Source organism: Shewanella sp. NKUCC06_TVS, from assembly GCF_019345515.1.
Classification (GTDB): domain Bacteria; phylum Pseudomonadota; class Gammaproteobacteria; order Enterobacterales; family Shewanellaceae; genus Shewanella; species Shewanella oncorhynchi.
The window spans coordinates 212,457-225,722 of record NZ_JAHKQX010000006.1 but is presented as its reverse complement, the minus strand read 5'-3'; the positions used below and the strand labels follow the sequence as shown (position 1 = coordinate 225,722).

Sequence of the window (13,266 nt, the reverse complement as noted above, 5' to 3'; positions counted from 1 at the left end):
TTGGTTAGCCTTCAGCCGGATTTGGCTTCGTCATCATCGGATGCGGCTTCAAAATCACCGTCATCGGATAGGCGAATGCCTTTTTGCTTCATGCGCTTAGTCCAAAGTTTACGTGCCAATTGCTGCATATCGGTCGCTGGGTCGTTTAGATCGACAATCTCTAATCCTAACATAGATTCGATAATATCTTCTTGAGTTACGATTCCTTGGCTACTGCCGTACTCGTCGACCACCATCGCAATTTGGGTGTTACGCTTAATCATACGCTCAAAAAGTGGCAGAATTTTTGCGGTTTCAGGCACCACAAATAAACTTCGTTTAAGTTCACCAATCGGTGCTTCTGGCGTGTAACGCTCTGCTAGCAATACATCGGTGCGGGTAATGTAACCAATCACATCATCATGATCTTGGTCGTAAACTGGAATTCGGGTAAAAGGCTTGTCGCGGTATTGGCGCACAAACTCATTTTGGGTGAGATCTATGGGCAAAGAAAACATCACAGTGCGTGGTGTCATGATCGCCGTAACTGGCATATCTCGCACCTTCAGCATTTGCGTCAGAATTTTTGACTCTTGCTCATCAAGCTCACCGGATTCATGGCCAATTTTGGCCATAGCACTCATCTCTTGGCGTATGTAGTGGCCTTCATCACCTTTGCCCATTAGGCGAGTGACTTGCTGTGACATCCAGATCAGCGGTTTAGTGGTACGCTTCATCCACAGCACGGCAACAGAAACACTTGGTGCGAGGCGACGCCAATGGTTTGCACCCAATGATTTAGGAATGATTTCTGAGAAAAACAGGATAATAAAGGTTAATACGCCCGAGAAAACACCTAACATATCGTCACCAAATACTTTAGCCGCTTGCGCACCTGCAACGGCGGCACCGACGGTATGAGCGATAGTATTTAGGGTAAGGATTGACACCAAAGGGGCTTCGACATTCTCTTTCAATCTACGCAAGCGCGCGGCTGCGGCACTGTCAGTTTGTTCGAGTGATGCGATATAACTTGGGGTAACCGATAACAGAACAGCTTCGAACACACTGCACAGAAAAGAAACAGCAACAGCGACAAGCACTATAATGATGAGGGTTAACATATAGGTGGAATTACAACTCCGTATTTTAGGCCAATATTAGCCCTTGGAGATTCTATCATAGGTGAATTGAGTTACTGGCTAAAATTTATTTGCGTCTGTATAATTCGCCGCCCTGTTGCAGGATCCGGTTTTTGGTGTTGAGGTTAGCTATATGAGTGAAAAGAAGATCAATTTATTAGACCTTGATCGTAAGGCGATGCGCGCATTATTTGCGGAAATGGGTGAAAAACCCTTTCGTGCCGATCAGCTCATGAAATGGCTATATCATTTCGGTGTCAGTGACTTCGAAGAGATGACCAACATCAACAAAGTGTTACGTCAAAAGTTGGCGGCCCGCTGCGAGATCGTTGCACCAGAAATTTCGAGTTTCCAAAAATCGACCGATGGTACGATAAAATTTGCAATCAATGTTGGCCAAGGCCAAGAAGTGGAAACGGTTTATATTCCTGAGGATGATCGTGCGACCTTGTGTGTATCTTCACAGGTTGGCTGTGCGCTGGAATGTACTTTCTGTTCGACGGGTCAGCAAGGTTTTAACCGTAACTTAACGGTTTCTGAAATCGTCGGCCAAATCTGGCGCGTGTCGCACTTTTTAGGATTTGCAAAAGACACGGGCGAGCGTCCGATCACTAACGTCGTGATGATGGGCATGGGTGAGCCATTACTCAATTTAGCCAATGTGATCCCTGCGATGGACATCATGCTCGATGATTTTGGTTTTAGTTTATCAAAGCGCCGCGTGACTTTATCAACCTCAGGCGTAGTGCCAGCGTTAGATAAACTGGGCGATGCCATCGATGTGGCACTTGCTGTCAGTATTCATGCTCCCAATGATGAGTTGCGTGACATTCTGGTCCCGATCAATAAAAAGTATCCGCTGGATGAGTTTTTAGCGGGTATTCGTCGCTATATTGCTAAATCAAATGCTAACCGCGGCCGCGTGACGGTTGAATATGTGATGCTAGATCATATCAACGACAGCACAGACCAAGCCCATGAGTTAGCTAAGTTAATGAAAGATACACCTTGTAAGGTAAATCTGATCCCATTTAATCCGTATCCTGGCTCGCCTTATGGCCGCTCATCTAATTCACGTATCGACCGTTTTTCTAAGGTTCTTATGGAATACGGTTTTACTGTCATCGTACGTAAAACCCGTGGAGATGACATCGATGCCGCTTGCGGTCAGTTAGCAGGTGATATTCGCGACAGAACGAAACGTTTAGCGAAAAAACGCATGCAAGAAAACCAGATTTCAGTCACAATGAATTAACTCTTTGTTTGCACAGATTTATAGGCTTGCCCATGAAGCATGGATTGCCAAGGTTTTCGTTGATTTTAAGCCTGTCGTTATTGATGGCAGGATGCGTCACTGAGCGTACTTATACTGGGACAGATATTCCTGTTTCGGAACGAAAGTTAGACAAAGTCGCCGCCGCAAGAGAGCGGATGCAGCTCGGTTTAACCTATTTAAATCGAGGTAGCACGGAACAAGCCAAATACAATCTTGATAAAGCATTAGAATATGCTCCAGAGCTCGAAGATGTGCATACCGCTCTGGCTTATTACTATCAAACCGTGGGCGATTTAGTGCGTACCGAAGAGTCGTACATGAATGCCATTAGTACTAAGGACGCCTCTGGCGATTCCATGAATAATTTCGGGGTGTTTTTGTGCCAACAAAAGCAATACAACAAAGCTGAAAAAATGTTTTTGGCCGCAATTGAAATGCCCAAATATACGCGCACTGCCTCAAGCTATGAGAACTTAGGTCTTTGTAGTCGCGAAGCAGGACAAGCAGAAAAGGCACGACAGTATTTTCAGATGGCGTTAAAGTATGACCCGAGACGCTCGGTGTCATTACTGGAGTTGGCAGAGTTAGAAGTCGATCAAGGTGATTTTATTCAGGCGCGAAACCAATTAGCGCGCTATCACCAAGTGGCTGAGCAAACTCCAGAAAGTTTAGCGCTCGGGATCAAAATAGAGCAGGCAGTGAATGATGATGCCGCTGTGAAGAGATTTGGTATTTTATTGCTTGCCAAATTCCCAGCATCACCTCAGGCCAAGCAATACAGAGTTAATTTGCATCAATGAAAGATCATGAAACCAATGCGCCAGTTGAGTCGGTAGCACCGCAATCAGTCGCGCTAGATGTCACGCTTGGTACTTTATTAAAAGCCGCCCGCGAAAAAATGGGCCTTAGTATTCAAGATGCCGCTGTAAAGCTGCATCTACGTCCTCGTATTATTGAAGATATTGAAGCTGACAATTTTACAAATATTGCCTCATCGACTTATGTACGTGGCTATGTGAAAAACTACGCGCGTATGGTCAGTGCCGATGCGGCTTTGATTGAAGCTTGTCTTGTGCAGCAAGTGCCAGTTGTGACTGAGCCTGCAATGCAAAGTTTTTCACGCAAAACCACATATCAAGCTCGCGATACACGTTTAACTTGGCTGAGTATTTTTATCGTCATAGTGTTACTCGGTTCGTTAGTCGTCTGGTGGATGCAAAAAACGACCTTGCTGAGCACTATTGATGTGTCGCAACCCACGGCTGAAGAGGTCGCAGCAGCGAATCAGACGCTGCCAGGTGATGTGTTATTGACCGAAACGGATGCCAGTCCTCGTTTGACTGAGATTGCCGCAAACGGCTCAATGTCTATCGATGGTCCAATTAAAGATACAGATGCAAGCACTATTGATGTCAGCACAGGACCAACGGACAATAATTATCCTCAGACCGTTGATACGAGTAATGAAGATGGCGGTTCAGCAATCGCAGCCACTACGACAACGCCATCGGTTCCGCAAACGACAGCTCCTGTGGTCCAACAGCCTGTTAGTGCAACGCCTTCACCGACCACAACATCAACGACCACTGCCACTGCAGCAAGTACTTTAGTTGCTGTTGCAGGACAATCGATTATAGATGTCCAGTTGACGGGTGATTGCTGGATAAACATTGTTGATGCTAAAGGTAAAGCGTTAGTCGATGGTGTTAAAGGCGCTGGCGCAACAGTGCAAGTGAGCGGTGTACCGCCGTTTAAAGTCATTTTAGGTGCGCCCCATGTAGCGACTTTAAGCTTAGATGGACAAATTGTTAGCCTAGCGGATTTCCCCAAGGGACGAGTCGCGCGTTTAACCTTGCCTAAAGCCTAACGACCGCGTAATGATCTGCAGCACGTACCGAAATAGAGCGTATTAAGCATGTATAATGAAACTCCCATAAAAAGACGTCCTTCCACCCGCATTTATGTGGGTAATGTACCGATTGGTGATGGGGCGCCGATTGCTGTTCAGTCAATGACCAATACTAAGACCACAGATGTTGAAGCGACAATTGCTCAAATTCGTGCCTTAGAGAAAGTCGGTGCCGATATAGTGCGTATCTCTGTACCCACTATGGATGCGGCTGAAGCCTTTAAGCTCATTAAGCAAGCGGTCAATGTTCCTTTAGTGGCCGACATTCATTTTGATTATCGCATTGCTCTAAAAGTTGCCGAGTACGGTGTCGATTGCCTTCGAATCAATCCGGGCAATATAGGCAATGAAGAGCGTATTCGTAGCGTGGTGGAATGTGCCCGTGACCATAATATTCCCATCCGTATTGGTGTGAATGGTGGTTCATTAGAGAAAGATCTAATGGACAAGTACAAAGAACCCACACCTGAAGCCTTGCTTGAATCAGCTATGCGCCATGTGGATATTCTGGACAGATTGAACTTTGATCAGTTCAAGGTCAGCGTTAAAGCCTCCGATGTATTTTTAGCGGTCGAATCCTACCGTTTATTAGCGAAACAAATTCGTCAACCCTTGCATTTAGGCATTACCGAAGCAGGTGGCGCGCGCGCGGGTTCAGTGAAATCGGCCGTAGGCTTAGGCATGTTATTGGCCGAAGGCATAGGTGATACCCTACGTATTTCCTTGGCCGCTGATCCGGTCGAAGAAATCAAAGTCGGTTTTGACATTTTAAAGTCGCTGCGTATTCGTAGCCGTGGCATCAACTTCATTGCCTGTCCATCTTGTTCTCGTCAAGAGTTCGATGTGATCAGTACAGTCAATGAGTTAGAGCGTCGCCTCGAAGACGTGACTACCGCCATGGATGTGTCTATTATCGGCTGCGTAGTTAACGGCCCAGGTGAAGCCTTAGTGTCGCACATCGGTTTAACTGGTGGGCACAATAAGAGCGGTTACTATGATGAGGGTGAACGTCAAAAAGAACGTTTTGACAACGACAACATTGTCGATTCCCTCGAAGCGAAAATTCGCGCAAAAGCCAGTCAAATGGCGAATCGTATTCAAATCAAAGATACAACTGAGTAATATGTACCCGCATTTGGGCATAGATTACGCCTAATGATGTTGAGCTAGGCCCCGAAACCGACGGGGTCGTTTTACGTTTTACGCTCAAAAGCCTATAATGCGTGACATTTTTATTAATTTAGCGAAATCGGACGAGTCGATACAGTGGCAAAACAGATCCAAGCGATTCGCGGAATGAATGACATTCTGCCAACTCAAAGTCCTCTATGGCAAAAAGTGGAAGCGGTACTACGTTCGAGCGTCAGTGCTTACGGTTACAGCGAAATCCGCACTCCAATAGTGGAAAATACCGATCTTTTTAAACGCTCTATCGGTGAAGTAACTGATATTGTTGAAAAAGAAATGTATACCTTCGCAGATAATAACGGTGATAGCTTAACGCTGCGCCCAGAAGGTACCGCGTCGACAGTGCGTGCAGGTAACGAAAACGGTCTGCTATATAACCAAGAGCAACGTCTTTGGTATATGGGTCCTATGTTCCGCCACGAACGCCCACAAAAAGGCCGTTATCGTCAGTTTAACCAATTTGGCGTTGAAGTGTATGGCATTGGCTCGGCTGATATTGATGCTGAAGTCCTAATGCTATCGGCACGTCTGTGGGAAAAACTCGGTATTAGCGAGCACGTCTCGTTAGAGCTAAATACCTTAGGTGATCCTGCTGAGCGCGCTGTTTATCGTGATGCCTTAATAGCGTTTTTAGAGCTGCATAAAGATGCGCTCGATGAAGACAGTAAGCGTCGCATGTACAGCAATCCGCTGCGAGTATTGGATTCAAAAGATCAAAATGTCCAAGCCATATTGGTTGATGCACCAGAGTTAATGGATTTTCTCGGTGAAGAATCGAAGACACATTTTTCACAATTACGTGAACTACTTGACGCTGTGGGTATCAAATACACCATTAATCCGCGTCTAGTACGTGGTTTAGATTACTATAATCGTACTGTATTTGAATGGGTTACATCTAGTTTAGGCTCACAAGGTACTGTACTTGCGGGTGGTCGCTACGATGGTTTAGTCGCCCAGTTAGGTGGTAAAGATACTCCAGCGGTCGGTTTTGCTATGGGCTTAGAGCGCATCGTCTTGCTGCTTGAAACCTTAGAGCTGACCAAAGATATTCCGCCAGAAGTGGATGTGTATGTCACTGCCATGGGTGATAGCTGTCTGGTTGAAGCCATCAAGGTCGCGCAGGAATTACGTAACGCACTGCCAAACCTTAAAGTGATGAGTCACTGTGGCGGCGGTAACGTGAAGAAACAAATAAAGCGTGCCGACAAAAGCGGTGCGAGTGTGGCACTACTGATAGGTGAAGATGAACTTGCCGAAGGTATGGTTACGGTTAAACATTTACGCAATGACATCGAACAACAACGGGTAGCTCGAAGTGCCTTAGGCGCATTTTTGGCTGAACTGATCAAATAAAGGGGACGTGCGCGTGGAAATTTATAGCACAGAAGAACAACAAGTTGATGCTATCAAGCAGTTCTGGAAAGATTACGGAAATTCAATTTTAATCGGTGCCGTAGTGGGTTTAGGCGGCCTATATGCGTGGAATTATTATTCTGACGTTAAAGTGGCGCAAGCGGAAGAAGCTTCAAAAGCGTTCCAAAATTTGACCACTAAATCTGCCGATGAAGCCGCAATGCTTGCAGGTGTTGCCGAGTTTTCTAAAAATCACGATCAAAAGGGCTATCAAGCCTTGTTAGAACTGATCGTGGCCAAAACTGCGGTAGAAGCGAAGGATTATCCAAAAGCGATTGATGCTTTGAACAAGGTGATTGCGGCTAAACCCGGTGCTGGTTTAGATGTGATTGCGACTTTGCGTTTAGCACGAGTACAAGCAGAGCAAGGTCAAATTGATGCAGCTCTAGCGACCTTAGATCAAGTAACAGATAAAGCTTTCTTTGCTCAGCGCGATGAGTTGAAAGGTGATTTATTAGTTCGTCAAGGTGAAGTTGAGAAGGCAAAAACAGCTTATCAAGCTGCCATGGACAATGGTGGTGTGGTGACAAGCCCTGCGCTTAAAATCAAACTTGATAGCCTAAATCAGGCATAAGGGATCCCTTGATGAAGTCTTGGTGCAAAAACCTGCTAGCCGCTGGATTAAGTCTGGCCATGTTATCCGCCTGTTCGTCGAGCGATGTTGAAGAAGAACCGGTAAGTGAGTTAACTGCCATTCAGGCGACAGTGTTTCCTGAAGTGAGTTGGAGCACCTCTGTCGGCAATGGTGTTGGTGATTATTATTCTCGCCTCGCCCCCGCCGTTAGTTATGGAAAAATTTTTGCCGCCGACCGTTATGGTGAAGTGGTTGCCTTCGATGAGGCCACTGGCGAGCGCGTTTGGACTAAAGATTTCAGCGAAGAGTTTCGTGATAACGCTTTAGCTAAAAATAAAGGTGCGCGTATTGCTGCTGGTGTGACTGCTGCGCGTAATAAAGTCTTTTTAGGTGGTGAAAGTGGGCTGCTTGCTGCACTGAACGCTGAAGATGGTCAAGTGTTATGGCATGTCGTTGCGGGCGGTGAATTACTGTCTGCTCCCACTGTGGCCGATGACGTCGTGGTGGTCAGTACCAGTTCTGGTTCACTCGAAGCGTTTAACGTCGATACTGGCGCTAAGCTGTGGGTGTATGAAATGCAATTGCCGAATCTAACCCTGCGCGGTACAGGTTCTGCAGCTTACGAAGCGGGTGGTTTCTTCATAGGTACCGCCGATGGCAAAGTGGCTGTTGTGATTAAAAACAATGGTCAAGCTGCGTGGGAACAGGCGATTTACAATCCAACGGGCGGTAACGAGTTTACGCGTATGGCCGACGTGGATATGACGCCCTTGATCCTTGGCGACAACTTATATGCAGTGAGCTACAACGGTAACTTAGTGTCGATGGAACTGCGCACGGGTCGAGTTGTGTGGACACGTAAGTATTCTAGCTTTAACGAGTTAGCATCAGCGGGCCTAAGCTTGTACTTAGTTGACGATCACAGCCGTATCTACTCAGTTGATAAACGTAACGGTTTGGAACTGTGGAGTAATTCTGAGTTAGCTAACCGCACTCTGACATCTCCGGCTGTATATAAAGACTATTTAGTTGTGGGTGATTTCGAAGGTTATTTACACTTCATCGATCGCAGTACAGGGACGATTGTGGGTCGTGTCCAAGTGGACAGCTCAGGATTATACAGCCAGCCGTTAGTGGTGGATGATAAAATCTATGTTCAAGGTCGCAGCGGAAAGTTGGCTGTTGTAACACTTCCATAGTTAAAAGTGTTATCCTTGCTGAGCCCCTGGAAGTGTGTTCCGGGGGCTTTTTATTGAAAAGTTTTTTAGAGGCAAAATCATGATCCCTGTAGTGGCCCTTGTTGGTCGGCCGAACGTCGGTAAATCCACCCTATTTAATCGTCTTACGCGCACGCGTGATGCGCTGGTTGCTGACTTTCCTGGCCTAACACGTGACCGTAAATATGGTCGAGCATTCTTATCCGGCTATGAGTTCATTGTGGTCGATACCGGCGGTATCGATGGCACTGAAGAAGGGATCGAGACGAAAATGGCTGAGCAATCCCTTGCTGCCATTGAAGAGGCCGATGTCGTTTTATTTATGACCGATGCGCGTGCGGGTTTAACCGCTGCGGATCTGTCGATTGCACAGCACTTACGTAGCCGTGAAAAAACCACCTTTGTGGTTGCTAACAAAGTTGACGGTATTGATGCTGATTCTGCTTGTGCCGAGTTTTGGTCTTTAGGTCTTGGTGAAGTTTACCAAATGGCGGCGTCCCAAGGACGCGGCGTGACCAATATGATCGAATACGCGCTGACCCCTTATGCCGAAGCGATGGGCATTGTGCGTCAAGGTGAAGACGAAGTTACTGAAGAGCGTGAATATACCGAAGAAGAAGCCGAAGCTGAGCAAAAGCGTCTGCAAGATTTGCCTATCAAGCTGGCGATCATAGGTAAACCTAACGTCGGTAAGTCAACCCTGACTAACCGTATTCTAGGTGAAGAGCGTGTCGTGGTATTCGATGAACCCGGCACTACCCGTGACAGTATTTACATTCCAATGGAACGTGAAGGTCGCGAATACGTGATTATCGATACCGCGGGTGTTCGTCGCCGCAGTAAAGTACATCAAGTCATTGAGAAATTCTCAGTGATCAAAACCTTGAAAGCAGTTGAAGATGCTAACGTGGTGTTACTTATCATCGATGCCCGTGAAGGTATCGCCGAGCAAGATTTGGGTCTGTTAGGTTTCGCGCTCAATGCGGGTCGCGCTTTGGTTATTGCCGTCAACAAGTGGGATGGTATCGACCAAGGCATTAAAGATCGCGTGAAGAGCGAGCTTGACCGTCGTCTTGGTTTTATCGACTTTGCCCGTATTCACTTTATTTCGGCGCTGCACGGTACCGGTGTTGGCCATTTATTTGAATCGATTGAAGAAGCTTACGACAGTGCTACACGCCGCGTCAGCACTTCTATGCTGACACGTATCATGCAAATGTCGCAGGACGATCACCAGCCACCATTAGTGAATGGTCGCCGTGTGAAGCTTAAATACGCTCACGCCGGTGGTTACAATCCGCCAATCGTTGTTATTCACGGTAACCAAGTGAGTAGACTGCCTGACTCGTACAAGCGCTACATGATGAACTACTTCCGTCGTTCGTTGAAAGTGGTGGGTACGCCAATCCAGCTACGTTTCCAAGAGGGTGATAACCCATTTGAAAACAAGACTGAAAAATTGACTATGAGCCAAGAGCGCCGCCGCAAGCGCGCACAAAGCCATATCAAAGACAGAAAAACCAAATAGTGTTTTTTACCAGACACATTTGAAACAAAAGGAACCTTAGGGTTCCTTTTGTGTTTTAAGACTATTTCAGCGTCATGTAGATTTATTCGAGCGGTTTTATTTGAGTGACGGTTGATATCACTTGTCCATGGCGCAAGCGGGTCTGCAAACTATCACCTATGGCCAGTTTATCGGCAGAGTCGACCACTTGATGGTGGATGTCAGTGGTAATGCTGTAACCACGGCTTAAAGTGGCAAGCGGGCTGACGGTTTCAAGCTGATGGGCCGCGTATTTCATCCGCTGTTCACTTTGGCTGAGTTTGTCCTGCAATGCATCCTGTAAGCGGCTCGCAAGATAACTTAGGCGGTTACCCTCAATGGCGAGTTTATGCTTGGGAGATTGCTGTTCAAGGCGGCTTGCGAGCAACTGCTGACGGCGGCTGAGCAGATGCAAGCGATTCGACAGCGCGGACTCCAGTCGTAATTGCATCTCATCGAATCTTTGTTCGAACTGCTGTAAAGTCCGTTTAGGGTCTTGGCGTTGCAGTCTGTGCTCTAGCAAACTAAGTCGTCTTTCTTGTTTAAGCTGATAATGTTTCGCGCTTTGTTGCAGGCGCGATAAGGCTGTGGCGAGTTTTTGCGCCTTATTATCACTGTCTTGTGATAATAGCTCCGCGCCCGCAGAGGGTGTTGGGGCGCGGATATCAGCAACATAATCACTGATAGTCGTATCAACTTCGTGGCCGACGGCGCTGACAATGGGCAGGGCGCTATTATAAATCGTATGGGCGAGGGCTTCGCTGTTAAAACACCACAAATCCTCAAGCGAACCGCCGCCGCGGGTGAGCAGTAATACATCGACTTCTAAACGTTGGTTGGCGATATTGATTGCCTGACAAATACTCTGCGCCGCGGTTTCGCCCTGAACTTGGGTCGGATAGATAATGACTTCAATCGAAGGATCGCGCCTTGCCAATACATGTAACACATCACGGATCGCCGCACCCGTAGGTGACGTAATAACGCCAATGCGTTGAATATTTTTGGGTAGCAATCTTTTGGTGTCGGCGGCGAATAATCCTTCGGCGGCGAGCTTCATCTTGAGTGCATCGAACTGCTGGGCGAGTAATCCATCTCCTGCGGGTAACATGGACTCAATTAATAATTGATAGTCACCTCTGGGTTCATACACGCTGATCGCGCCTTTGACCAGCACTTGCTGACCATTGATGGGCTTAAAGCTGACCGTTTGGTTACGGCCTTTAAACATGGCGCAACGGATCTGCGAAGAGTGATCTTTTAAGGTGAGATACCAATGACCTGAGCTGGGGGAGGAAAAGTTGGATATTTCGCCATTAAGCCAAATTTTACCCAGTTGTCCCTCGAGAATTTGTCTGACTTCACCATTGAGCCGCGAGACAGTATAAATGTTGTTTTTGGTGCCTTGCATCGAATAACTCAATAAAATGGGGATATTTACTATTTTCCATTTACCAGTGGCGATATGCAAGGTATAATCCCGCCGCAATATTTCACCTCTAAATCCTACTCAACTGGGGAGATGTTGCATATGCTACGTTTAATTAAAGAAGCGCTTACTTTTGACGATGTGTTGCTTGTTCCTGCGCATTCGACTGTACTCCCAAATACCGCCATTCTAAAAACTCGCCTGACCAATACCATTGAATTGAATATCCCACTTGTGTCTGCCGCTATGGACACAGTTACCGAAGCTCGTCTTGCGATCGCGATGGCGCAGGAAGGCGGCTTAGGCTTTATTCATAAAAACATGAGCATTGAAAAACAAGCCGAAGAAGTTCGTAAAGTAAAAATTTACGAAGCGGGCGTGGTTCAACAACCTGTGACTGTGACCCCATCAACGACCTTAGCCGATCTGAAAGTGTTAACACTGAAGAATGGTTTTGCGGGTTATCCCGTGGTCAACGAAGCCAACGAGCTGGTCGGTATCATCACTGGTCGTGACGTACGTTTCGTGACAGATTGGAGCAAAACGGTAGAAGAAGTGATGACGCCTAAAGCGCGTTTAGTCACTGTTGCCGAAGGCACTAAATTAGATGAAGTGCAAAAATTGATGCACTCACATCGTATCGAAAAAGTTCTTGTGGTTGATGATAACTATAAGCTGAAAGGCCTCATCACAGTTAAAGACTTCGAAAAAGCCGAACGTAAACCGAATGCCTGTAAAGATGAGTTAGGCCGTTTACGTGTTGGTGCCGCCGTAGGTGCGGGCGCTGGTAATGAAGAGCGTGTTGACGCTCTGGTTAAAGCCGGTGTTGACGTTTTACTTATCGATTCTTCCCACGGTCATTCCGAAGGCGTTTTACAACGCATTCGTGAAACGCGCGCTAAACATCCTGATTTGCAAATTATCGGCGGTAACGTTGCCACGGCAGAAGGTGCATTAGCCTTAGTCGAAGCGGGTGTTAACGCAGTTAAAGTGGGTATTGGCCCTGGTTCTATCTGTACGACTCGTATCGTGACAGGCGTGGGCGTACCACAAATTACCGCGGTATCCGATGCCGCTGCAGCCATGAAGAGCCTAGGTATTCCTGTGATTGCCGACGGCGGCATTCGTTTCTCTGGCGATTTAGCCAAAGCATTAGCCGCGGGTGCATCTTGCATCATGGCGGGCTCAATGTTTGCGGGAACTGAGGAAGCACCAGGTGAAACTGAGTTATATCAAGGCCGTGCGTATAAATCCTACCGTGGTATGGGTTCATTAGGCGCTATGTCTCAAGGTTCATCTGACCGCTATTTCCAATCGGACAATGCTGCAGACAAGTTAGTCCCCGAAGGTGTAGAAGCGCGTGTGCCTTATAAAGGTAAGTTGAAGGAAATCATCCATCAACATATGGGCGGCCTACGTTCTTGTATGGGATTAACGGGCTGCGCCACCATTCTAGAGCTGAATGAAAAAGCCCAATTTGTGAAAGTGACTTCAGCGGGCATGGGCGAGTCCCATGTACACGATGTGACTATCACTAAAGAAGCGCCGAACTACCGTTCAGGTTCTTAATCGTTTGATAAGAAGGGCGGC

At 47.0% G+C, this 13,266-nt stretch carries 11 protein-coding genes; 9 read left to right on the top strand and 2 right to left on the bottom strand.

Annotated features, from left to right (window positions below; genetic code table 11):
• Positions 1–11 precede the first annotated feature (11 nt).
• Entirely contained in the window at positions 12–1,103 is a 1,092-nt protein-coding gene (locus KO531_RS09155) for a hemolysin family protein (RefSeq protein WP_028761257.1), read from the bottom strand.
• A 151-nt stretch (positions 1,104–1,254) separates the two neighbouring features.
• Between KO531_RS09155 and KO531_RS09150 the strand changes: the two genes are divergently transcribed.
• The 8 genes from KO531_RS09150 (at position 1,255) to der (ending at position 10,229) form a co-directional block, all read left to right on the top strand.
• Positions 1,255–2,376: a bifunctional tRNA (adenosine(37)-C2)-methyltransferase TrmG/ribosomal RNA large subunit methyltransferase RlmN gene (locus tag KO531_RS09150; protein ID WP_028761256.1), complete on the top strand. Its 1,122-nt coding sequence runs from the start codon at positions 1,255–1,257 to the stop codon at positions 2,374–2,376.
• Positions 2,377–2,408: 32 nt separating this feature from the next.
• Positions 2,409–3,197 carry a type IV pilus biogenesis/stability protein PilW gene (gene pilW, locus KO531_RS09145; protein ID WP_131523673.1) on the top strand — a complete coding sequence of 263 codons (789 nt, stop codon included), beginning with the start codon at positions 2,409–2,411 and terminating at the stop codon, positions 3,195–3,197.
• Positions 3,194–4,264 (top strand): RodZ domain-containing protein, encoded by a 1,071-nt coding sequence (locus tag KO531_RS09140; RefSeq protein ID WP_219250960.1) that lies wholly within the window; start codon positions 3,194–3,196, stop codon positions 4,262–4,264. Before pilW ends, KO531_RS09140 begins: the two co-directional genes overlap by 4 nt.
• Before the next feature lie 48 nt (positions 4,265–4,312).
• Positions 4,313–5,428 carry a flavodoxin-dependent (E)-4-hydroxy-3-methylbut-2-enyl-diphosphate synthase gene (ispG, locus tag KO531_RS09135; RefSeq protein ID WP_105251894.1) on the top strand — a complete coding sequence of 372 codons (1,116 nt, stop codon included), beginning with the start codon at positions 4,313–4,315 and terminating at the stop codon, positions 5,426–5,428.
• Between the two features lie 144 nt (positions 5,429–5,572).
• Positions 5,573–6,850, top strand: coding sequence for a histidine--tRNA ligase (hisS, locus tag KO531_RS09130; RefSeq protein WP_219250959.1), 1,278 nt, complete (start codon positions 5,573–5,575; stop codon positions 6,848–6,850).
• A 13-nt stretch (positions 6,851–6,863) separates the two neighbouring features.
• The gene (locus tag KO531_RS09125; protein ID WP_212601107.1) at positions 6,864–7,484 is read left to right on the top strand and encodes a tetratricopeptide repeat protein; all 621 of its coding nucleotides are present in this window, start codon (positions 6,864–6,866) and stop codon (positions 7,482–7,484) included.
• An 11-nt stretch (positions 7,485–7,495) separates the two neighbouring features.
• On the top strand, positions 7,496–8,683 hold the full coding sequence (bamB, locus tag KO531_RS09120; RefSeq protein ID WP_028761250.1) for an outer membrane protein assembly factor BamB: 1,188 nt from the start codon (positions 7,496–7,498) through the stop codon (positions 8,681–8,683).
• A 79-nt stretch (positions 8,684–8,762) separates the two neighbouring features.
• The gene (der, locus tag KO531_RS09115; protein WP_006082478.1) at positions 8,763–10,229 is read left to right on the top strand and encodes a ribosome biogenesis GTPase Der; all 1,467 of its coding nucleotides are present in this window, start codon (positions 8,763–8,765) and stop codon (positions 10,227–10,229) included.
• 82 nt (positions 10,230–10,311) lie between these two features.
• Here the strand turns inward: der and xseA are convergent, their stop codons facing one another.
• On the bottom strand, positions 10,312–11,658 hold the full coding sequence (gene xseA / locus KO531_RS09110) for an exodeoxyribonuclease VII large subunit (RefSeq protein ID WP_219250958.1): 1,347 nt from the start codon (positions 11,656–11,658) through the stop codon (positions 10,312–10,314).
• Between the two features lie 120 nt (positions 11,659–11,778).
• Here xseA and guaB point away from each other — a divergent pair, with 120 nt between their 5' ends.
• Positions 11,779–13,245 carry an IMP dehydrogenase gene (gene guaB / locus KO531_RS09105; protein ID WP_006085677.1) on the top strand — a complete coding sequence of 489 codons (1,467 nt, stop codon included), beginning with the start codon at positions 11,779–11,781 and terminating at the stop codon, positions 13,243–13,245.
• Positions 13,246–13,266 lie beyond the last annotated feature (21 nt).

What these genes read in the sequence shown, in the direction of transcription:
- KO531_RS09155 (WP_028761257.1), bottom strand. Translation starts at nt 1,103, where the DNA reads ATGTTAACCCTCATCATTATAGTGCTTGTCGCTGTTGCTGTTTCTTTT.
- KO531_RS09150 (WP_028761256.1), top strand. Translation starts at nt 1,255, where the DNA reads ATGAGTGAAAAGAAGATCAATTTATTAGACCTTGATCGTAAGGCGATG.
- pilW (WP_131523673.1), top strand. Translation starts at nt 2,409, where the DNA reads ATGAAGCATGGATTGCCAAGGTTTTCGTTGATTTTAAGCCTGTCGTTA.
- KO531_RS09140 (WP_219250960.1), top strand. Translation starts at nt 3,194, where the DNA reads ATGAAAGATCATGAAACCAATGCGCCAGTTGAGTCGGTAGCACCGCAA.
- ispG (WP_105251894.1), top strand. Translation starts at nt 4,313, where the DNA reads ATGTATAATGAAACTCCCATAAAAAGACGTCCTTCCACCCGCATTTAT.
- bamB (WP_028761250.1), top strand. Translation starts at nt 7,496, where the DNA reads ATGAAGTCTTGGTGCAAAAACCTGCTAGCCGCTGGATTAAGTCTGGCC.
- der (WP_006082478.1), top strand. Translation starts at nt 8,763, where the DNA reads ATGATCCCTGTAGTGGCCCTTGTTGGTCGGCCGAACGTCGGTAAATCC.
- xseA (WP_219250958.1), bottom strand. Translation starts at nt 11,658, where the DNA reads ATGCAAGGCACCAAAAACAACATTTATACTGTCTCGCGGCTCAATGGT.
- guaB (WP_006085677.1), top strand. Translation starts at nt 11,779, where the DNA reads ATGCTACGTTTAATTAAAGAAGCGCTTACTTTTGACGATGTGTTGCTT.